At 66.0% G+C, this 21843-nt stretch carries 17 protein-coding genes; all 17 read left to right on the top strand.

Going from position 1 to position 21843, the window contains the following annotated elements; all coding sequences use genetic code 11:
• The 17 genes from JW958_11080 to JW958_11160 all read left to right on the top strand — a co-directional run bounded on the left by JW958_11080 (nucleotide 1) and on the right by JW958_11160 (nucleotide 21833).
• Entirely contained in the window at nucleotides 1-723 is a 723-nt protein-coding gene (locus JW958_11080) for a polyprenol monophosphomannose synthase (protein ID MBN1826797.1), read from the top strand.
• On the top strand, nucleotides 720-2900 hold the full coding sequence (locus JW958_11085; protein MBN1826798.1) for a glycosyltransferase: 2181 nt from the start codon (nucleotides 720-722) through the stop codon (nucleotides 2898-2900). Before JW958_11080 ends, JW958_11085 begins: the two co-directional genes overlap by 4 nt.
• The gene (locus tag JW958_11090) at nucleotides 2897-5299 is read left to right on the top strand and encodes a hypothetical protein (GenBank protein ID MBN1826799.1); all 2403 of its coding nucleotides are present in this window, start codon (nucleotides 2897-2899) and stop codon (nucleotides 5297-5299) included. The genes JW958_11085 and JW958_11090 overlap by 4 nt, the downstream gene beginning before the upstream one ends.
• 506 nt (nucleotides 5300-5805) lie before the next feature.
• Nucleotides 5806-7092 (top strand): sigma-54-dependent Fis family transcriptional regulator, encoded by a 1287-nt coding sequence (locus JW958_11095; protein MBN1826800.1) that lies wholly within the window; start codon nucleotides 5806-5808, stop codon nucleotides 7090-7092.
• Nucleotides 7093-7231: 139 nt separating this feature from the next.
• Complete coding sequence (locus tag JW958_11100) at nucleotides 7232-8200, top strand: polysaccharide biosynthesis/export family protein (protein ID MBN1826801.1); 969 nt, start codon at nucleotides 7232-7234, stop codon at nucleotides 8198-8200.
• A gap of 22 nt (nucleotides 8201-8222) precedes the next feature.
• Complete coding sequence (locus tag JW958_11105) at nucleotides 8223-9932, top strand: hypothetical protein (GenBank protein MBN1826802.1); 1710 nt, start codon at nucleotides 8223-8225, stop codon at nucleotides 9930-9932.
• Nucleotides 9929-10612, top strand: coding sequence for a CpsD/CapB family tyrosine-protein kinase (locus tag JW958_11110; protein MBN1826803.1), 684 nt, complete (start codon nucleotides 9929-9931; stop codon nucleotides 10610-10612). The genes JW958_11105 and JW958_11110 overlap by 4 nt, the downstream gene beginning before the upstream one ends.
• 27 nt (nucleotides 10613-10639) lie before the next feature.
• Entirely contained in the window at nucleotides 10640-11605 is a 966-nt protein-coding gene (locus JW958_11115) for a glycosyltransferase family 2 protein (protein ID MBN1826804.1), read from the top strand.
• Nucleotides 11602-12549 carry a glycosyltransferase gene (locus JW958_11120; GenBank protein ID MBN1826805.1) on the top strand — a complete coding sequence of 316 codons (948 nt, stop codon included), beginning with the start codon at nucleotides 11602-11604 and terminating at the stop codon, nucleotides 12547-12549. The genes JW958_11115 and JW958_11120 overlap by 4 nt, the downstream gene beginning before the upstream one ends.
• Nucleotides 12546-13574: a FemAB family PEP-CTERM system-associated protein gene (locus JW958_11125; GenBank protein MBN1826806.1), complete on the top strand. Its 1029-nt coding sequence runs from the start codon at nucleotides 12546-12548 to the stop codon at nucleotides 13572-13574. The genes JW958_11120 and JW958_11125 overlap by 4 nt, the downstream gene beginning before the upstream one ends.
• Nucleotides 13571-14938: an O-antigen ligase family protein gene (locus JW958_11130; GenBank protein MBN1826807.1), complete on the top strand. Its 1368-nt coding sequence runs from the start codon at nucleotides 13571-13573 to the stop codon at nucleotides 14936-14938. The genes JW958_11125 and JW958_11130 overlap by 4 nt, the downstream gene beginning before the upstream one ends.
• Nucleotides 14935-16113: a DegT/DnrJ/EryC1/StrS family aminotransferase gene (locus JW958_11135; GenBank protein MBN1826808.1), complete on the top strand. Its 1179-nt coding sequence runs from the start codon at nucleotides 14935-14937 to the stop codon at nucleotides 16111-16113. The genes JW958_11130 and JW958_11135 overlap by 4 nt, the downstream gene beginning before the upstream one ends.
• Nucleotides 16110-17231: a glycosyltransferase gene (locus JW958_11140; protein ID MBN1826809.1), complete on the top strand. Its 1122-nt coding sequence runs from the start codon at nucleotides 16110-16112 to the stop codon at nucleotides 17229-17231. Before JW958_11135 ends, JW958_11140 begins: the two co-directional genes overlap by 4 nt.
• Nucleotides 17228-18202, top strand: a complete 975-nt coding sequence (locus tag JW958_11145; protein ID MBN1826810.1) for a polysaccharide deacetylase family protein — start codon at nucleotides 17228-17230, stop codon at nucleotides 18200-18202. The genes JW958_11140 and JW958_11145 overlap by 4 nt, the downstream gene beginning before the upstream one ends.
• 27 nt (nucleotides 18203-18229) lie before the next feature.
• Nucleotides 18230-19471, top strand: coding sequence for a hypothetical protein (locus JW958_11150; GenBank protein ID MBN1826811.1), 1242 nt, complete (start codon nucleotides 18230-18232; stop codon nucleotides 19469-19471).
• Nucleotides 19468-20616 (top strand): glycosyltransferase, encoded by a 1149-nt coding sequence (locus JW958_11155; protein ID MBN1826812.1) that lies wholly within the window; start codon nucleotides 19468-19470, stop codon nucleotides 20614-20616. Before JW958_11150 ends, JW958_11155 begins: the two co-directional genes overlap by 4 nt.
• Nucleotides 20613-21833: a glycosyltransferase gene (locus JW958_11160; GenBank protein ID MBN1826813.1), complete on the top strand. Its 1221-nt coding sequence runs from the start codon at nucleotides 20613-20615 to the stop codon at nucleotides 21831-21833. The genes JW958_11155 and JW958_11160 overlap by 4 nt, the downstream gene beginning before the upstream one ends.
• Nucleotides 21834-21843 lie beyond the last annotated feature (10 nt).

Genomic DNA, 21843 nt, shown 5'->3' on the forward strand with positions numbered 1-21843 from the left:
GTGAAAACGGTGATCGTCATCCCCACGTACAACGAGAAGGAGAACCTGGAGCGTCTTCTCCCGGAGGTTCTCGCCGTCTCCGAGGGGGTCGAGGTGCTCGTGGTGGACGACAGCTCCCCCGACGGCACCGCCGATGTGGTTCGCGCCATGGCGGAGAGGATTCCCCGCGTGCACCTGCTGGAGCGTCCCGGCAAGATGGGACTCGGCTCCGCCTACCGCGACGGGTTCCGCCGCGCACTCGACCTGGGCGCCGACCTCGTGATGGAGATGGACGCCGATTTTTCCCACGATCCCAAGTACATCCCCGACTTCCTCCGCGCCGCGCAGGTGGCGGACGTGGTGCTCGGCTCCCGCTACATGAACGGCGTGAACGTGATCAATTGGCCCATCTCACGGCTGATCCTCTCCTACGGCGCGAACCTGTACACGCGAATCGTTACGGGCATGCCGATTCTGGACGCCACGGGCGGGTTCAAATGTTTCCGTCGTGAAGTGTTGGAGAAGATCCGCTTCGAAACATCGCGCTCCGACGGGTACAGCTTTCAGATCGAGCTGAACTATCGATGCTGGCGCGCGAATTATCGGATCCGCGAGATCCCCATCGTGTTCGTGGATCGCCATTCCGGCTCGTCGAAGATGTCGAAGCGGATCATCTGGGAGGCGGTCTGGATGGTCTGGAGACTCCGCATGGGCGGGCTCCGCCGTGGGGAGGGACGGCCGTGAACGGGACCGCTCCCACCGGCGGGGAAGAGGTGCGCCTCTCCGTCATTCTCGTCAATTACAACACCCGCGACGACATTCTCGAGGCGCTCCGATCTCTACGCGAATACCCTCCCTCCCACGCGCATGAGACCATCGTCGTGGACAACGCCTCCACCGACGGGAGTCCGGAGGAGATCGAGCGACTCTTTCCGGAGGTGCGGCGGATCGAGAACGCCGAGAACGTGGGGTACTCCCGGGGGGTCAATCAGGGGATCCGCGCCTCTCGGGGCGAGTTCTTCCTGGTGCTGAACCCGGACGTGCGCGTGACCGAGGGGAGCCTGGACCGTCTTCTCGAATACGCCATGGAGCACCCCGAGGTGGGGATCGCCGGACCGAAACTGCTGAACCCGGACGGAACGCTCCAACACTCCTGTAGAACTTTTTATACATGGAAGACCTTCCTCTACCGGCGCACGCCCCTCGGCCGTCTCCGGCCGGACAGTCCGGTGATCCGCAGACACCTGATGCTCGACTGGGACCACCGCTCGGTGCGCGACGTGGACTGGATGCTCGGCGCCGGCCTCTTGGTCCGCCGGAGCGCGGTGGAGGACGTGGGCGCCATGGACGAGCGCTTCTTCCTCTACTTCGAGGACGTCGACTGGTGCTACCGGATGAAGGCGCAGGGGTGGCGCGTGGTTTACGTGGCCGACGCGGAGATGATCCACGCCCACAGGCGGGATTCGGCGCGCCGCCTCTGGAGCCGCCAAACCCGCTCTCATCTGGGGAGCATGTTCCGTTTCTACGACAAATGGAGCCACGCCGTGTACCGATGGAAGGCGCGCCGCCACTGGGCGCGTTTCATCCTCTCCCTCGGCATGGACGCGGCGATGATCAACCTCGCCTTCCTGACCGCCTACGGCCTGCGCCGCCTCGTGGAGGCGTTCTTCCCGAGCAAACCGGTGTGGGCGCTCGGCGCCTACGGCGTTTTCCTGGTCTTCGTAAACCTCATCACGCTGCTCAGCCTCGGCACGAGCGGTTTTTATCGGGAGAGGGTGGCCCCCGCCGGTCCCGGTCCGGTGGTGGATCGGATCGTCTGCGCGCTCCGCGCCGTCGGGATCGCCTATCTGGTGGTGACCGCCGCCACCTTTCTCACGCAGGCTCACATTTACTCACGGATCCTGGTCACCATCTTTTTCGTGCTCCTCGTCTTCTTTCTCGTTCTGGGAAGGAGCCTCCTCGACCGGCTCCACGCCGATCTCCGCCGGGGCGCGTACGATCTCGGCCGTGCGGTGGTGGTCGGCACCAACGACCTGGCGGCGGGCTTGGCGGATCAGCTCCGCACCTTCCGTGAACTCGGCTACGACCTGGTCGGTTTCGTGCGGGAGGATGGGGAGGAGACGGGGGGGCGGAGGGTCCTGGGGGGAGTGGACGAGCTTCCCCGCATCGTGCGGGACCACCGGATCACGGATGTTTTTTACGCCGGCGTCGGAGATCCTCTCCCCCTGGTGACGCGCCTCCTTCTCCGCCTCCCCGACGCGCCGGTGACGGTGCGGGTTCTCTCCGATCTGGAATCGATGACCATCGCCCGGGGGCGCGCCGAGGCGTTTCTCAATCTGCCGGTTCTCCGTTTCGAGAGACGGCTTCTCATCCGGCTGCGCCCGGGCAGAAAGCGGCTCTTCGACTTTCTTCTCGGCGTCGTGCTTCTCATCGCCGGAGCGATTCCGGCGGCGTTGATCACGCTCGCCGCGCTGATCGGCGGGGCGCGTCCCGTCTTCCGCCGCGAGGAGCGCGTCCATTTCCGCGGCGTCCGAGAGCGTCTCCTCCTCTTCCGTGTTCCCTCGCCCGGCGAAACGGCGGGTGCGGCGCGCGCCCTCGGAAGCCTCTACGGCCGTTTCCCCTTCCTCGCGGCCTACCCGGCGCTCGGGGCGGTGCTGGCGGGGCGTTTCTCCTTCGTCGGTCCCTTCCCGGAAGAGCCGGAAGCGGGAAGGTTCCTTGACGAATGGCAGCGCCTTCTGGTTACCATGAAGCCGGGCATCGTTCCGGTGACGGCGCGGGCCGACCATTCGTGGGTCCCCTTCCGGGACCCGGTGGGTTTGAACCTGTACTACCTCCAGTACTGGTCGATCGGATTCGATCTGCAGATCCTTCTGCATCGCCTCTTCCGTTCGGCGCCGGCGAGTGAGGAGACCGCTCCATGAGAATCAAAAAAAAGCCGTTCCTGACGGTCCTGCTTTTCCTTCTCCTGCTCCCCGCGGCGGTCGCCGGGGAGGACAGCTGGGAGGTGTACCTGAGCCAGAGGAGCGTCGTGCAAGCGGCGCGCGACGGGCGTTATCTCTATTTCGCCACCGGTGGAGGCGGACTTCGCTGGGACACGGTTCAGCAACAGTACGAGGCGATCCTGCCGAACGACGGCCTGCCGAGCGTGAACGTGGTTTCCGTGGCGGTGGACCGCCTGGGGAACAAGTGGTTCGGCCACGGCGACATTGACCTGGGAGTTTCCGTTCTGGACGCGGAGGGACGGTGGCGCGTCATCAGCTCCTTCGAGGGACTGCTCCTCACTTCCGGGAAGAAGGTGAACACCATTTACGCCGTGGGCGATTCGGTCTGGGTGGGGACCGAGAGCGGCGCCACCCTCTTCGAGGCCGGAGAGAGGAAATCGGTGGTGACCCAGGACAAGGAAGGGATCATTTCCGACAACATCCTCAGCATTACCTCGGGGGGGGGGAAGGTGTGGTTCGGCACCGACAAGGGGCTCTCACGGTACAGCCGGGGGGAGGTAAGAAACTACCGGCCCGAGACGGACGATCTCCCTTCGATGGAGGTGATCTCCCTCGCCGTCGATCGCACGGGCAAGGTTTGGGTCGGCACGCCCAACGGGATCGCCTGGGTGGTGGACGGCGAAGCCTCGCAGCCCCTGGATTTCGTCGCGCTCCGGCCATACGCCGTTCGGGCGATCGCCTTCGAGGACTCGTCGGGGGCGGATGTCCCATGGTTCGCCACGAACAACGGGCCGTACCGGAACATGTTCCAGCAGGTGCAGCAGGTGAGCGGAACGCCGATGGGGAACGTGGACGCCACGGAATCGATCCTGATCGACGAGGGGGGGGACATCTGGGCGTGCAACTCCCGGCGCTTCATGTTCGAGTGGCAGGCCGCCACGCGGCGTTGGGCGCCCCACGTCGTTTCCGGAGACATCTCCAGCAACTACGTCGGCGAACTGGCGATCGATCGAAACCACGACATCTGGTGCGCCATGGAGGGGAACGTGGAGGGACCGGATTCGCCCGGGCGGGGGATTTCGGTTCTGAAGGGGAACACCTGGTACGCCATGGGCGGAACGATTCTGGGAACCACGATGGTGGACGTGGACGCGGTGGCGATCGACAGCGCCGGCAACCGCTGGTTCGGCGTCCGCCGCGTCGGCGAAACGCCGGGGAACCTGATCAAGATCGCCGCCTCCGTCACCGGCGTTCCCGGCACGGAAGACCTGCAGTTTTTCGACCTCTCCGGCGCCGACGGAATCGAGCCGCGGAACCAAGCGGTGTTCAGCGTCGAGGTGGACCCGGACAACAACAAGTGGGCGGCGATCACGCGCGTCGGCGTGGGCGTGGTGGACAGCCTGGACGACGAACAGAACCCGGGGAGCCTCGTTCCTCCCTGTATTCCCAACGACAACGAAAACCTCGGACCGTCCTCCGTGGACATCACCTTCAGCAGCGACGGCCGTGTGTGGCTCGCTACGGAAGCCAACGGCATTCACGCCGTGAACACCCTTGGAACGCTGACGTTTGCCGGCGATGATCGCTGCCGCTCCTTCTTCAAGGAGACCTCTCCGCTTCCCGACAACAGCAACTACGCCATCCGCGCCGACGACAAGGGCAATGTCTGGGTGGGATCCTTCGGCGGCCTGGTCCGCTTCTCCATCCCGGATTCGATCTGGACCGTTTATACGGAATTCAATACCGGCGGCTCCCTGCCGGACAACCGGGTGCGTGCGATCGCCTTCGACGGCAGGGGAAACACCTGGGTCGGCACCTTCGGTGGGGGGCTGGCCTGCCTTCTCGCCGACGGAGAGACCTGGCTGGAACCTTGGAGGGTGATCGCGAACTCGCAGCGCGGATCGAGCCTCACCAGCGATTGGATCACCTCCCTTCAGATCGTAAAGAACGATCTGGACGAGGAGGAGATCTGGATTTCCACCTGGGGCGGAGGGATCTGCAAATTGGTGGTCGACTGGACCACCGCGGATCAGAGCGACGACGGCAATGAGGAACGGCGGATCACGGCGTACCCGAACCCCTACCGTTGGGGGGAGGAGACCGAGCCGGGTTGCGCCTCGCTCTCCGAGGAGACGGTCGCCTTCCATGACGTCGCCTCCATCGACACGACGGACGGCGAAGTGAGGATCGAGATCTACACCGTCACCGGTGAGCCCGTGCGAACCATCGAGGAACCGCAGGGGACCGGCGCCGAGGCGGTCTGGTGCTGGGATCTCCGCAACGAGGAAAACGTCCCCGTCGCCTCCGGCGTCTATCTTTTCGTCGTCAAGAGGGGGGACGAAGTGTATCACGTGGGCCGAACGGCGGTCCTCCGCTGACCCTTCTCCGGCGGGCGGTGGGGCGCCGGAGAGACCCTCTTTTTCACGCCCACCGCAAGGGTCCTTCCCCTTCATCGAAGGATTCCGGCGCCGGAGCGGGGCCTTTCCCCCCCGGCGCTTCTTTCATGGCACATCGCAACGGTGCGGGGGTGCAAGACGCGCCCCTCTCACTCGGGCTTCCCGCTTCCTCCCCCTCAGGATTAACCGAAAACGGTTCGAAACCACCGAAAAACGCCACATGGGCCTTGCCCCTTTCTTGAACAGAACGAATCGAAATCGGTACAACCCTTGCTTTCCTCTATTCCCGCCAAGGTGGTCGCGGGAGGTGAAACGCCCTGAAAAACATCACGATCATCGACCGCAGGAAAGAATCGGTCCGCAAGCTGGAGTCGTCGCTCAAGAACCGGGGATACCAGGTTCTGAGTTACACCGACGAGCGACGGGCGCTGGGAAGGATCCACGAGGAACGGCCCGACCTGGTCATATCGGAGCTGGCGCTCCGCACCATGTCGGGACCGGAGATCCTCCGGCAGATCAAGCGGATCGATTCGGCGATCCCGGTCATCATCATCACGGAGCATTCCAACACGCAGGACGCCATCGACTCGATGCGCGAAGGGGCCTACGACTATTTCGCCAAGCCGTTGGACACGGAGAAAACTCTTGCGGCGATCGAAAAGGCCCTTCACGTCTCGCTTCCGGACGAAAATTGGGAGGAGGAGGAGAAGGGGACGGAAATCCGCGCCGGCGAGGGGAATCCGCTCATCGGGCGCAGCGCGGAGATGGTGGAGATCTACAAACGGATCGGGCAGGTCGCCTCGTCGGACGCGGCGGTGCTGATCCAGGGAGAGAGCGGCACCGGCAAGGAACTGGTGGCGCGGGCGATCCACGAAAACAGCCGGCGCAGGAACGGACCCTTCCTGGCGGTCAACTGCGCGGCGATCCCGGAGACGCTCCTCGAAAGCGAACTCTTCGGATACGAGAGAGGCGCCTTCACCGGCGCCCTCGGCCGGAAGACGGGGAAATTCGAACAGGCGAGCGGCGGGACGATCTTCCTGGACGAGATCGGCGACATGAGCATGCCGATCCAGAGCAAAGCGCTCCGGGTCCTGCAGGAACAGGCCTTTACGCGCGTCGGAGGAAGGGAGACCGTGCGGACCGACACGCGTGTCGTGGCGGCCACCAATAAAAGTCTGGTGAGCTGCATGAAGGAGGGGACCTTCCGTGTGGACCTCTTCTACCGGCTCAAGGTCGTCTCCATCTTCCTGCCTCCTCTTCGTGAGCGGGGGGACGACGTTCTCCTGCTGGCGGAGCATTTCCTCAGAAAATACGCGCTCCGCTCGAAGCGGAGGATACGGGGATTTTCGCCCTCGGCGCTGGAACTCCTCAGGGAACACGACTGGCCGGGAAACGTCCGTGAGCTGGAGAACGGTATCCAGACCGCGGTGCTTCTGAGCAAAACCGGCATGATCGCTCCGGAGGATTTGCCCGTCGGTTCGGATCGGCGCGGGGGATCTCATCAGGCCGCCGGGTCGGAAGGGGAGGATCTCGCCGATTCCTTCCGGCACGTGCTCGAACCGGTCTTCGGCTCGCTCACCGCCGAGAACCGCGGCGCCCTCTACGACCGGACGGTGGGGGAGTTCGAGAAAGCGCTGATCGGTCTCGCCCTCGAGCGTGTCGGCGGGAACCAGGTCAAGGCCTCGCAGCTGCTCGGCATCAGCCGGAATACTCTGCGGAATCGGATCGACCGCTTCCGGGTGCGGCAGAGCGGGAAGACGCCACCGGTCTTTTAAGGGCCGGCGGCGGAGGTGACGACGAGACAAGGAGATACGGCTCGTTCCCGGCTTGACACCTTGATCCCGGCGTTGTACGTTCCCCCTGGCGGTTCGGCGGGCGGGAGCCCCGCATGTTCCGGCCGGAAGAGGGCGACCTATGACACGAGACGGGATCCTGAAGGGATTCGCGGCGGCGCTGTTCCTCGCCGCGGCGGTTCAGACCTCGGCGCAGGAGAGAGGCCTGAACGTGTACACCATCGGCGTCGGGGATATCCTCCGCGTCTCGGTTTGGCAGGAGCCGAGCCTGGATCGAGAAGTGGAGGTCGGCATCGACAGCACGATCGTCCTGCCTTTGGTCGGACCGATCCGGGCGGCCGGGTATACACCGGCGCAGCTCTCCCGCATCCTGACGGAACGGTACTCGCTCTACAAACGGGACATCTCCCAGGTGGAGGTGGTCGTCGTCGAGTACAACAGCCGGGAGATTTTCGTCTTCGGCGAAGTGGCTCATCCGGGGCCCTTCGCCTTTCAAGAGATACCGGATCTCTGGTCCGTGATCATGAAGGCTGGGGGGCCGACGGGGATGGCCTATCTGCGCGAGGTGAGAATCCTGCGCGGCGACGGCGAAGGGAGGCGCTCGATTCCGGTGGATCTCAACGCTTTCCTTCTCGGCGCCGTGGAGACGGCCCTTCCCCGGCTTCAGCCGGGCGATACGGTGTACATCCCGCGCACCAACGTGGAGGGACCGGATGCGTTCTCCACGAACAAGGTCTACGTGTACGGTGAGGTGAGGACCCCGGGGATGTTCCTCGTCGGGCCGGGGGAGGATCTGATCGGCGCCATCCTGCTCGCGGGAGGGGTGACCGAGTTCGCCGACGTGGAGCACGTTCGTCTCGTGCGGGCGGACGGGGAGAGGCGGGTCGTTCAGGAGGTGAACCTGGATGATTATCTCCGGCGGGGGGACCTCCGGGCGAACCCGGCCCTGCGGCCGGGGGACACCGTGGAAGTGGGTCTCCGGAGCAGCAACCGCTTCCGCCGTTTCTTCGAGGACGTCAGGCCGACCCTGTCCACGTTGACGAGCCTCGTCACCGTCTACCTCTTGGTGGACCGGATCTCGAACAACTGACCACCGGGCTGGGCGATCCGCCATGGACGATTCCCGTCAATCCATCCACCCCCGGGTCCTGGGGGAGATCCTGGCCAAAAGGAAGTGGCACCTGCTGCTCCCCTTGCTCGTCGTGATCGGCGGTTCCATCTTCCTGATCGAGAGCCTCCCCAAGATCTACAGCGTGCAATCGACGATCCTCTTCGAGTCCCAGACCTCGCTCACGCGGGACGTGCAGAGTCACCTCCTTCCCGGATCGCGCTCCAGCGGAAGCCAGCGCCGGGACGACCGAATGGAGCAGGCGAACCTTCTCCGGATGAAGGTCCTCGCCCCGGAGTTTCTCGGCAACGTGGCCGAGGAGATGGGAGTACTGGAGAACCCGGACCGTTTGGAGCAAGCCGCGGAGAAGAAGAGGCTGACCGGGGACCCGAAGAGCGTGGAGGCGATCGTCCGCGAAGACGCCACGGGCTGGCTCGGCAGCCTGATCGAGATCAACCTGGCCGGGCCGAGCGTATACCAGGTCACCATCGAGGGAAGGCACCCCCGCTTTCTCTACGAGTTGGCGGAGAGGATCAACGCCGATCTCTTCGAGATGGTGCAGGGAGAGGAACTCTCCCGCATACGGGCCGCCTCGGATTTCACCGACGAGCAGATGCGCCTTTACAAGGACAAGGTGGACGAGGCGCAGCGCGAGCTGGACCGTTTTCTGGAAACCCACCGCGTGAGCGACCAGGGGGAGCCGGTCACCCGCGTCGATCCGAACGTGGTGGACCGCCTCGCCGAGGAGACCGGCTTCGAGATCCTGCGGATCACCGAGGACCTACAGGAGACCCGCGCGATCCTGGAGCAGTCCTACGGATACCGGGTGGAGGACTTTCAGGAGACGGTGAGCCCGGAGATCGCCCTCCGCGTGGAGAGGCTCGTCTCTCTGGAGAAACAACTCGGTTTCCTTCTACTGGAACGATCCTGGAATGATCCCTCGGTGATCGCGCACAACTCGCGCATCGGAGGCGCCCGTCAGGAGATCCGCGACGCCCTCGAACGTTCCGCGCGCACGCTTCTCGCGGGGCGTCCCGGCCGGCAACAGGAACTGGCCGCCACCGCCGCCTTCGACCGGGTGTTGATCGGGTCGTTGGAGTCGCGGAAGGGCGCGCTGATGCGCCAGACATCGCCCGGAGGGGGTGGTCTCTCGCCGAGCGCCATCAGCCGCCGGGACCAGCAGCTCCAATTCCTCGAGGAGCAGGTCCGCATCAACGAAGAGATCTACCGGTCCTTTGTTCGCCAGGCCACCTCGACGCGCATCTCCGAGGCGGTGGAGAGTGAACAGCTGAACCGCAGCCTGCAGGTGATCAAGCCGCCGCGCTGGCCCAGCAGCCCCGTTCGCCCGAACAAGCCGCAGCTGTACGCCCTCGCGGTGGTCCTCGGCATCGCCCTCGGTTCGGCGCTGGTGATCGCCGGGGAATACATGGACACGTCGGTCAAGGACGTGCGGGACGCGGAGGAACTGGTCGGCGCGCCGATTCTGGGAACGATCCCCAAAATCGAGTTCCGTTTCGAGCCCGACCCCAAGAACCGTCTTCGCCGCGGCCTGATCGTCACCATCGTCGGCGGCATCCTGATCGGCGCGCTGATCGGATGGTTCATCTTCGGCGGCGGCGGGGATGAGGGGAACGACGGGGGAGAGTCCGCCCGGGAGAGCGGGCACGCCGGCTCGGCGACGGCCGCTTCGGGGGGAGGGGAGGCCGGGCGATGAAAGAGACCCGAATCCTGGAAGGCTACGACCCGGAGGCGCCGAGCGCCATCGAGTTCCGCCGTCTTTACTCGCGCCTCCGCTACAAACAGGCGGGGAAGGCGATCTCTCCTCTCATGGTGACGAGCGCCAAACACGAGGAGGGGAAAACCACCACCGCCGCTTTTCTGTCGGTCACGATCGCCCGGCAGGAGAAGGGGCGCGTGCTTCTGATGGACATGGACCTCCACAGGCCCCGCATGCATCGCCTCTTCGGCCTCCCTCTGCGGGGAGGGGCGACGGAGTTGCTTCGCGGGACCGCCGAACCGGAGGAAGTGGTCCGCCCGACGTCACAGGAGAACCTCTTCATCCTGACCAGCGGATCGATGGTGAAAAGCCCGTCCGCGCTGGTCGATTCCGAGCATGTCGGACCGCTCTTCCGGCGGCTCGCCGCCCTCTACGACACGGTGGTGATCGATTCTCCCCCGTTGCTTCCGGTGAGCGACGGAATGGTGCTCGCCGGTTCGGTGTCGGCCGTTCTTTTCGTGATTATGGCGGGAAAAACGCCGCGGGAGGTCGTTCTTCGAGGGAAGGAGATCCTTCGCGACGTGGATGCCCCCTTGGCGGGTGTGGTCATCAACAACACGAAGGGCGCCCTGCCCTACTATTACGACTATAAATACTACGGGTATCGGTACAAATAGGGCGCCCGGACCCCGGCGGAGTGAGGAATGACGGATTCCCGTCCGGAACGACTCGATGTGAGCGTGGTGATCCCCGTCTATGACGAAGAGGGGAACGTGCGTCTTCTTCACGAGAGAACACGGCCGGTTTTGGACGGGCTCGGACTCTCATGGGAGATCCTGTTCGTCGACGACGGATCCCGGGACGGCACCTTCGATCGTCTCCGGGAAATCCGCGAGAGGGACCGGCGCGTGCGTGTCGTTCGGCTCCGGCGGAACTTCGGGCAGACGGCGGCGCTGGCCGCCGGTTTTCAGCACGCCCGCGGCGATCGGGTGGTCACCATGGACGGAGACCTGCAGAACGACCCGAGGGACATCCCCGCGATTCTCGCCAAGATGGACGAGGGATTTCAGGTGGTGAGCGGCTGGCGAAAGAGCCGGAAGGAACCGTTTCTTACGCGACGGCTCCCTTCCATCACCGCCAACGCGCTCATCTCACGGCTCTCCGGCGTTCCTCTTCACGATTACGGTTGCACCCTGAAGGGATACGAGAGGGAGGTGGCGCAACGGTTGCACATCTACGCGGAGATGCACCGCTTCCTTCCGGCTCTCGCGTCCCTCACCGGCGCCCGAGCCGCCGAGGTGCCGGTCCGGGATCATCCCCGCCATTCCGGCGTCTCCAAGTACGGCCTCGGCCGCGTGGGACGGGTCATGGCGGACCTGGTGGCGCTGCAGATGATTCTCCATTTCGCCTCGCGGCCGCGCTATTGGTTCAGCTATCTCGCCTTTCCCTTCGCGCTGGCCGGAACGGTGATCGGTCTCTGGGCCGCCTATTGGTACATCAATCAACCAGCCGGCCAACCGCCGATCGTGCTTCCCGGAACCACTTTTCTTCTCTTTTTCGCTTGGTTCTACCTTCTCTCGCTCGGATGGTTCGCCGAGATCGTTACGGCCACCGGTAACTACAGGCAAGGCTCGATGCTGAGCGGCCTGATCGGAAGGGGTGAGGCGTGAGCGACCCGCGGAACGCGCCGGTGGAGGTCACCGTCTTTCTCTACCTCCCCTACGCCGTCGATGGAGTGGACAAGCAGATCCGTGAGATCCGGGAGGGGCTCGCCGGAATCTCCCACGAGATCCTGATCTTGGACGACGGCACGGGGAAGGGCCGGGGCTGGCTCGACGGACTTCCGACGGGCGCGGGACCGGTGCGCGTGGTTCGTCTTTCGAAGCGTTTCGGCGAAACCGCCGCCATCGACGCGGCGCTTCCACACGCCTCCGGCGGCGTTTTCCTCACCGTTCCCGGAACGCTTCCCGTTTCGGCCGACGAGATCCGGAGCCTGCGCGAAAGGATCACGGAGGGGGCGGACCTCGTTCTCGGCGCGCGATCCGGCGAGCCGGGGGGCGGGCGGGAGCGCCTGCCGCTTCGCGTGTATCGCCGCCTGATCCGCGGCGCCACCGGAGCGAGCTTCCGGGATTTCACGAGCGGCGTCCGCGCGTACCGTCGCGAGGTGGCGGAGGAGATCGCCCTCTACGGGGAGATGATCCGGTTCCTTCCCTTCCTGGCGGTGGGCCGGGGATACCGGGTCGAAGAGATTCTACTCCAGGTGAGCTGGCCGCGCGGCAACGGCGCCCGCGCCTCCCGCCCTACCGTCTATTTCAACCGGATATTGGACGTGCTCACCCTTTACTTCCTTCTGCGCTTCACCCAGAAGCCGCTCCGCTTCTTCGGGCTCGTCGGCTCGATCCTCCTCTTGCCCGGCGTTTTGATCAACCTCTACCTGTTCATCGATCGCGTGATCCTCTCGCACGGAATCGCCGGCCGCCCGCTCCTCCTCCTCGGGATTCTACTCACCGTGCTCGGCGTGCAAACCATCTCCATCGGCCTGATCGGGGAGATGATCATCTTCACACACTCGCGGGAAACGCGCGATTACAGCGTCCGCGAGGTCCTCGAATGACCGTCCGCCCGTTCCGCGACGGGGATGAGGAGCATTGGCGCGCCTTCGTCGGCGCTCGTCCGGAGAGCCGCGTCGGGCACCGCATCGAATGGCGCTCGGTTCTCGCCGAGAGTTTCGGCCACCGCCCGCGCTATCTGATCGCCGAGAGGGAGGGGCGTATCGCAGGCGTGCTCCCTCTGGTGCGCGTCGAGGGGTTGGTGGGAGGAAGGGCGCTCGTCTCCCTTCCCTGGCTGGACGACGCCGGCCCCCTCGCCGAGGACGCGGACACGGAAAGAGCTCTTCTCCGGCGTGCCGTCGAGATCGGCCGCGAGGAGCGCTGCCGCTACGTGGAGATCCGCTCCCTGCGCGATCTGGGAGAGCCGCGACCGGTCCGGGAGGGCAAGACCACCCTGCTCCTGGAATTGGACGACCCGGAGCGAATGTGGAACGGCTTCCCCGCCAAGGTGCGAAACCAGATCCGCAAGGCGGAGAAGGAGGGGCTCGTCGCCGAGAGCGGAGGCGCGGAGCTTCTCGATCCTTTCTATCGGGTTTTTTCGCGGAACATGCGGGACATCGGCGTTCCCGTTTGGGGCCGTGACTTTTTTAAGAGGATGGCCGCGGCCTTCGGTCCGAGCATGGAGGTGATCGTGGTCCGGGAAGAAGGGGAAACCCCGGTGGGTGGATGCGTCCTTTTGCGCCACGGAGAGACGGCGGTCGTGCCGAGCGCTTCGTCGCTTCGAGACCGCTTCCGCCTCTGCCCGAACCACCTTCTCTATTGGACCGCCATCCGTCGCGCCCGGGAGGGGGGGGCGAGCGTTTTCGATTTCGGACGCTCCACGGCGGGGAGCGGCACCTATCGTTTCAAGAAACAGTGGGGCGCCGCGCCCGTCCCCTGCCGGTGGCACTATGCGCTCCTCCGTGCCGACGCCGTGCCGGAGCGCAGCACCGCGAGCCGCAAGCTTCGCCTCTTCGTCGAGGCATGGAAGCGCCTTCCCCTCCCGTTAGCGCGGTGGTTGGGGCCGGTCATCGTCCGGAGGATCCCGTGAATCGCTCCGGTCCGCTCTCACTCGTCCTGATCGCCCTCGTGGTGGGCGCCGTCGGCGCTTTGGCGGTTGTCAATCTCCCCACGCAGGTGGGTTGGGCGCTGGCGATCGCCCTCCTGCCGATCGCGGCGGTTCTCCTCGCCGTGTTGAAGCGCCCCTTCCTGGGCGTCCTTTTGATCTACTTCCTCGAGTATTTTCGCCCCCAGGACATGATCGCTCCCCTGCAACCGCTCCGCCTCCCCTTCCTCACGACCATCGCGATGTTCGGCGTCTTCATCATCCTGGTGATTCGCGACCCGAACCGTCGCTTGATCTGGTCCAGGCAGAGCACGACACTCGTCGGACTGCTCGCCTTCATGGGGCTCTCGGTCATCACCTCGATCAACAACTATTGGGCGTTCCAGTATTTCCGCGGCATGGCGCTCACGGTTATTCTTTATATGCTGACCGTCAATTTGGTGGACCGTCGTACGCGCGTGCGCGCCCTGATCGGCCTTCTCGTGGCGGCCCATATTTTTCTCTGCGGGAAAGGGATCGTCCAGTTCCTCGTCGGCAACCGCTGGGGGACCACCGGGTCGGTGGGAGGCAACTTCCTCGGCGACGAGAACGACTTCGCCATGGCGCTCATCGTGATCTTCCCCTTCGTTTTCTTTCACATCGAAGAGAGCCGGAGAGCGGGGAAGAAGCTGTTCTGGGCGCTCCTGGCGGGCGTTCTGCTCGTCACGGTCATGCTCACGATGTCGCGGGGCGGCTTCGTCGGTATGAGCGCCACCCTCTTTTTCTGCTGGCTCCGCAGCCGGCGAAAACTGCTCGGTGCGTTCGTCATGATTCTTCTGATCAGCGCCGTGGCGGCGATCGCCCCGTCCCGCTACTTCGAGGAGATCGCGTCGATCCGGAACACCGACGAGGGAACCGCCCACAAGAGGAGGGAGTACTGGCTCGCCGGCATGCGGATGTTCGCCGAAAAGCCGCTCATCGGCGTCGGACCGGGGAACTCGCCGCTCTACATGCCCCGTTATCTGGACCTGCCGAACCCGGACACCCAATGGGGAAGAGCGATGCACGGCACCGTTCCCCTTCTCGTGGCGGAGATGGGAGCCGCGGGGATCGCCATCTACACGATCCTCGCGCTGCAGTGCCTCGGAGACCTCCGCAAGACTCTGCGCTACGGACGACGGGGAAAGGGGGAAGGCGCGCGTTTCGCCCGCTATTTCGGCACCGCGACCCTCGGGAGCGCGATCGGGTTCTTGGTCACATCCTCGTTTCTTTCGGCTCTGTACTACCCGCACATCTACCTCATCACTTCTTTTTGCGTAATCGGACTCCGCCTGTCGAGTCGGGCTGAGGAAGAAGAGGAGGAACGATGATCGGTAGGCTTCCGCCGGCTGGTTTCCCTCTTCGCTCGGGGGATCGGCGCGCCGCTCTGGCGGGGTGGCGCGATCCCGAGGGGGCGAGGGAGAGGCTGGTTCGCTCTCTGGAGGAGATCTTTCCGGGAAGGAGAGCCTTCCCCGTTTCCTCCGGCCGGGCGGCCCTCACCCTTCTCCTCGACGCCTGCCGCCGGGTCCGGCCCGGAAGAGACCGCGTGGCCGTCGGCGCCTACACCTGCTGGTCCGTTCCCGCCGCGGTGTCGCGAGCGGGGCTGAAGGTTCAACCGGTCGACCTGGATCCGGCGGACCTCGATTTTCGGGAAGAGGCGCTCCGCGGGATCGACGGCGACAGGATCCTGGCGATCGTCACGCACCACCTCTTCGGCCACCCGAACCGCCTGGTTCGCCTGGAGGCGCTCGCCCGGGAGTGGGGCGCCTTTCTGATCGACGACGCCGCCCAGGGATTCGGCGCCGCGCCGCCCGGAAAGACGGCCGGAGCGGCCGGCGAGGGCGGGCTCCTCTCCTTCGGCCGAGGGAAGGCGATCCCCGCCCTCGGCGGCGGCGCGCTCCTCGTGGAGAAGGGGGGTACGCTCGACGGAGCGCTTCGCGTGCCCGCGGGCGGCGGCCGCGGCGCTCTGCGGACATGCGAGGCTTGGGCGCAATCCCTCTTCTTCCGACCCTCCCTGTACGGAATACCCGCATCGCTTCCCTGGCTCGGGATCGGCGAAACGATTTACGATGAAAGTTTTGCCGTCGGCCCGGCGGAGGGAGCAGTCGCGGGCCTCGCGGAACGCCTGCTTCACGGCCGGGAGGAGAAGACGGAAGCGCGCCGGCGCCGGTCGGAGCGTTACCGGGAGGAGGCCGCGGCGCGAGGGCTTCCGATCCGCTTCCCCGAACCGGCGGGACCCTCCTCCGCGATTCGATGCCCCGTTTATGTTGAAGCGGCCGAGAGGGACGCGGTTTGGCGCGCCGTTCGCTCCCTCGGCGTCGCCGCCTCCTATCCCTCCCCGATCCGAGAAATCCCCGGGCTCGATCCGGAGCGCCTCGTTTCCGGCGGCGGGACGGAAGGGGCGGAGACGATCGCCCGGGAGATCCTGACCCTCCCCACGCATCCCCTCATCGACGACGGAATCGCGGATTCGATCCTGGAGAAGATGGGGAGGGCCCTTCGATGAACGTTTGGGCGATTCTCTTTTGGGCGGCGGCTGCGACGGTTCTTTACGCATACGCCGGCTACCCTCTTCTTCTCGGCCTCGCGGCGGCGGCGCGCGGGCGCCCGGTCCGGCGGGGGGCGATCGAGCCCGAGGTGACGGTGATCGTGCCGGTGCACAACAGCCCCGAGGAGATCCGCGGGAAGATCGAGAACCTTCTCCGGCTCGATTATCCGCCCGATAGGCTTCACATCATAATCAGTTCCGACGGCTCCACCGACGCGACGGAGGAGGCGGTTCTCGCCTTCGAGGACAGAGGCGTCCGCCTCGTCCGTTCCGAGAGGAGAGAGGGGAAGGTGGCGGCGCAGAACCGGGCGCTCCCCGAGGCGACGGGGGATGTGATCGTCTTCACCGACGCCGGCATCCGCCTGAACCGGGAGGCGATCCGGGAGATCGTGAAGCCCTTCCACGACCCGACGGTGGGCTGCGTTTCCAGCGAGGACGAGGTGCCGGGCGGAGGCGAAGGGCTCTACGTCCGCTATGAGATGATGATCCGCAGGCTCGAGGCGCGGGTTCGCACGCTGGTCGGCGTGAGCGGCTCCTTCTACGCGGTCCGGCGCTCTTTGGTCGCCCCCACGGACCGGCGTTTCACGCGGGATTTCCTCGTCCCCCTGGAGATCGTCGCCGCCGGACACCGCGTGGTGAGCGAGCCGCGCGCGCGAGGACGCTTCCTCCCCGTCGCCTCGCCGGGGCGGGAGTTCCGGCGGAAGACCCGGACCGTGATGCGGGGAATGGACGTGCTCCGGCGGATGCGCCGCCTCCTCGATCCGCGCCGCGGCCCTTTCGTCGCCTGGGCGCTCCTCTCCCACAAGGTGATCCGCTGGCTCGTTCCCTGGGCGATGATCGCCGCGCTCGCCGCCTCCTTCCCCCTCGCCGGGAGACCGTTTTTCGCGGTTCTTCTGGCGGCGCAGCTTCTCTTCTACGGGCTCGCCGCCGCCGCGGCGTTCTCCGCGAAAGTGGGGCGGACCTTGCCGGGGAAGGCGGCCCTCTTCCTGCTGACCACCAACGCCGCGGTATTCGTCGCCTGGCTTCTTTATCTGTCGGGACGGCGGGCCGTGACCTGGGAGCCGACGAAGCGATGAGCCTTTTCAGAAGCGCGGCCCGCGAGGCGCTCGGAAGGATCGGGGTACCGGAGGCGCTCCTCCGGCGTCGTCTGCGGCGGGACGGCAACCGGCTGATCCTCCTTTTCCACCGCGTCCTCCCCGACGAGAAGGGGACCGACTTTTCCCCCCCGGGCATGGTCGTTTCTCTCCGCGTTTTCCGGGAGATTCTGGACTGGCTCTCCGGCCGTTTCGATCTCCCGGCGCCGGAGGAATTCCTCGCCGGACACCCGGCGCCCCTTCCGAGACCCGCCGCGCTGATCACCTTCGACGACGGCTGGAGCGACACGGTCCGGAGGGCGATGCCGGAGATGCGCCACCGCGGGATTCCGGGTATCTGTTTCGTCTCCGTGCGCCACGTCGAGGAAGGGAGGCTTTTCTGGCCCGAGCGTTTGATCGCGGCGATGAAGAGCGTCGGACCCGGCGAGTTTCTCCGGCGGACGGGCGAACGCGCGAGCGCGCCCGGCGACCCCGACTCCTTGGAACGCCTCCTCGGCCGCTGGAAGAGGAAGAGCGAAGAAGAACGAGAGAAGCTGCTCGCGCGAATCGTGGAGGGGGGGGGAGAGGCGCATGAGAAGCGGCGCGTCGCCGATTGGTCCGACCTGCGGCAGCTGGCGGAAGGGGGGATCGTCATCGGCAGCCACGGCGTCAACCACCGTATCCTCACGCGCGTTTCGCCGGAAACGGCCGCGCGGGAACTGGCCGAATCGCGGGAGAGGATCACCGCCGCGCTCGGCCGACCGCCGGACTACGTGGCCTATCCGAACGGCGACCGAAACGAGGCGGTCCGGCGCCTCGCCGCGGGAGCCGGCTATCGCTTCGGATTCTCCTTGGATGGAAGGATGGAAGATCCTTACGATCTTCCACGGGTGAACCTACACGACGGGAAGGCGACCGACCGGCGAGGCCGGTGGTCCGCCCGCCGCCTTCGCTGGGCGATCGGCATCGCCTGAGCGGGAGGGCCGGCAAGGAGAGAGACCATGTTCGACCTGGCTCGAAGGCCCGGCGATCTAGCCGCCGTTCTCAATCGATTGTCCGATGCGCCCGCGGAACCGCCGGCGGCGATCATTCTGGGCGCTTCGCCCAACGGCCTCTCCTTCGTGCGCAGCATCGGACGCCGGGGAGTGCCCGTGGTCGTGATGGAGGGACCGGGAGATCTGCCCGGCCTCCATTCCCGGTACGGAATCGGCGTCCGCATGCCCGATCCGGTGGAACGGCACGACTTTTGGATGGAGACGCTTCTCTCCATCGGCCGCTCTCTTCCGGTCCGACCGGTTCTCATTCCCACCGGCGACGTGCATGTGCTCATGGTTTCCCGCGAGAGGGCTTCGCTCTGCCGTTATTTTCGTTTCGTTCTCCCCGACGAAGAGGTGGTGGAAAAGCTGCCCAACAAGAGGGAGCAGTATGGTCTTGCGGAGCGGAACGGGCTGGAGGCGCCCAAAACATTTTATCCCGAAAGCGAAGAGGAGGCGATCGCCGCGGGCGACGCCGTCGGCTTCCCCTGCATCGTCAAGCCGTACTACTCGCACCTCTGGAAACGCCACAAGGAAGGGAAGCTTCTCGAGGTGGCCGACCGGGAGGAACTGAGGCGCGCCTTCGCCGAAGGGGCGCGGATCGGGCAGGCGGTGATGGTGCAGGAAAAGATCCCCGGCGGCGACGACCAACTCTTCGGCCTTCTGGTCTATTACGACCGGGAAACGAGGCCGATCTGCCTCTTCACCAAGAGGAAGCTGAGACAGAACCCGGTGGAGTACGGCGACGGCAGCTTCCAGGTGAGCGTCCGGATCCCGGAGCTGATGGAAATGGGCGACCGCTTCTGCCGGGCGATCGGTTATCAAGGGTTGGGCGGATTCGAGTGGAAGAGGGATCCGCGGGACGGGCGCTACAAGCTGATCGAACTCAACCCGCGATCCGTCTCGGCGGAGTCGCTCACCACCGCCTCCGGGATGGACATTCCCTGGATCGCCTACCGGGACATCGGGGAGCTGGAGCGACTCGAGCCGACCGACTCCTTCCGGGAAGGCGTGTACTGGGTGAATCTCCGCTGGGACTTTCACTCTTTTCAGCAGAACCGCCGGCGGGGGAACCTTACCTTCTTCGGTTGGGCGGGGAGCCTCCTCGGAAAACCGCTCCGCCACGCCTTTCTCGACTGGCGCGACCCGGCGCCCGCATGGCGGGTGGCGTGGGCCGCCGCGAGAAACCTCCTGGGGCGTTCGGGATGATCGTTGAGGGAGGGGACGGATTGGGCGGCGCGGCATTCGGGGAACCGGCGAAACCACTGGCCGCGCACCTCCTATCCGGCGATCTGTGGGGAGGGGCGGAGGCGCAGGTCTTTCATCTGATCGGCGCGCTTCTGCGCGGGGGGCGTTGGGAGGCGCGCGTGATCCTCCTCAACGACGGCCTCGCCGCCGAGCGATTGCGCCGCGCCGGAACGCGCGTGCGCGTCCTCCCCGAACGGGGACGATCCTTCCTCTCCCTGCTCCGCGACTGCGGGCGCATTCTACGGGAGTGGAACCCGAGGATCGTTCATTCTCACGGATATAAAGAGAATTTGCTGGCCGGTTTCGCCGCCCGCCCCCTTCGGGGCTGCGCGCGGATCCGCACCCAGCACGGTTCCCCTTATCCGGGAGGGCGTTTCCCCTACACCGCCTACTACCGCGTGGACCGCTTTCTCGCGCCGCGCCTCTGCGAGAGGGCGATCGCCGTCTCCGGCGCGGTGGCGGAGGAGATGCGGCGCTTTCTCCCCATGGAGAAGATCGCGACGGTGCGGAACGGGATCCCTCTCCCGGAGGAAGCGGGAGGCGCGCCGCCTCCGGAGAATCCGGGACCCGGCCGCTGGATCGTCTCTTGCGGGAGGCTCTCCCCGGAGAAACGTTTCGACCGTCTGATCGACGCGGTCGCGCGCCTCGCCGAGGAGGGGATCGACGCGCGGCTTCTCCTCGTCGGAGACGGACCGGAGCGGGGGGCGTTGGAGAGGATCGCCGGTGAAATCGCGCCCGGCCGCGTCCGCTTCGCCGGTTTTCGCGAAGAGCCGGCTCCCCTTCTCGGGGGAGCGGAGATCTTCGCACTCTCCTCGGAGAGGGAGGGACTGCCGATGACCCTTTTAGAGGCTCTCGCCCTCGGGCTCCCGGCGGTGGTTCCCCGCGTGGGGGGAATGGCGGAGGTGATTCGCGACGGCGAGACCGGCTTGCTCGTTCCGCCGGGGGACGGACCGGCGCTCGCCGCCGCGATCGCTAGGCTCCTTCGCGACGATTCCCTGCGCGGGCGAATCGGCGCCGCGGGGAAGGAGGCGGTCCGGCGGGAATACGGCGTGGACCGTACCGCTCGAGAGACGGAGAGGGTATACGAGGAGGCGACGCGCCGGTGAACGTTCTCTGGGTTTCCCATTTCGTCCCCTGGCCCCCGCGCGGCGGGAATCTCCAGCGTTCCTGGCACCTGCTGCGCGAGCTGAGCCGGGAGGCGCGGGTCGACCTGATCGCCTTTCACCGTCGCCGTTCGGAGGCGGACCGCGATCTCGATGGAGCGAAGCGGGAAATGGAAAAGCTCTGCGGCCGCGTATCCATCTTCCCCATTCCGAACGAGAGATCCCGCGCCGCTTTCGCCGCCGGGCTTCTGAGAAATCTGTTGGAAAAGAGTCCATATACGGTTCAAGAATTATATTCGGACGATTTCCGCGACCGGCTGGAGCGATACTTGGGGGACGGGGGATACGACGCCGTCCATTTCGACACCGTCGACCTGGCCGGGCACCGGCCCCTCGCGGCCGGACTACCGGCGATCCTGAACCACCACAACGTGGAGTCTCTCCTCTTCCGCCGCCGGGCGCCGCGGGAAAGGAACCCTCTGGCCGGCGCCTACCTCCGCCTGCAGGCGTCCAAGCTGGGGCTCTACGAGAAGAGATGGTACGGCGCCTTCGACCGGAATCTGTTCGTGTCCGCCGCGGACCGCTCGCGCGCGGAGTCCGACGCGCCGGGTCTCCGAGCCGACGTGGTGCCGAACGGAACCGACACCGCCTACTACACGCCCGGCGGGGAAGGGGAGGCGAAGAGAGTCGTCTGGGTCGGCGGGCTGAGTTGGTTCCCCAACCGGGACGCCGTCGCCTGGCTCCTCGGCCGTCTCTGGCCGCGGATCCGGCAGCGCCATCCCGACGCGACGCTCGATCTGATCGGCTCCGCCCCGGAGCGGTTCCTTCCGCGGGGGGGGGCGGACCGGAGCGTGCGCGTGCACGGCTTCGTGGAGGACCTCCGCCCGCTGGTGACGGGCGCGTGGCTTTCGGTGGCGCCCCTCCGCGTGGGAGGGGGCACGCGCCTCAAGATCCTCGACGCGCTGGCGATGGGGAAGACGGTCCTCGCCACGTCCGTAGGGCGCGAGGGAATCGAGGCGCGCGAAGGGGAGGAGATCGTGACCGCGGACGGAGAGGACGCCTTCGTGGAAGAGGCGGATCGCCTTCTCCGGGACAGGGATTTGAGGGAGCGGATCGGAAAAAACGGAAGGGCGCTCGCGGAAAGGGTCTACGACTGGTCCGTCGTCGGCGCCGGCTACCGGCGGATCGTCCGGGATCTTACACGAGGGAAGGAGGAGTGATCGGTGAGTG

The organism is Candidatus Eisenbacteria bacterium (assembly GCA_016930695.1).
Classification (GTDB): Bacteria; Orphanbacterota; Orphanbacteria; order Orphanbacterales; family Orphanbacteraceae; genus JAFGGD01.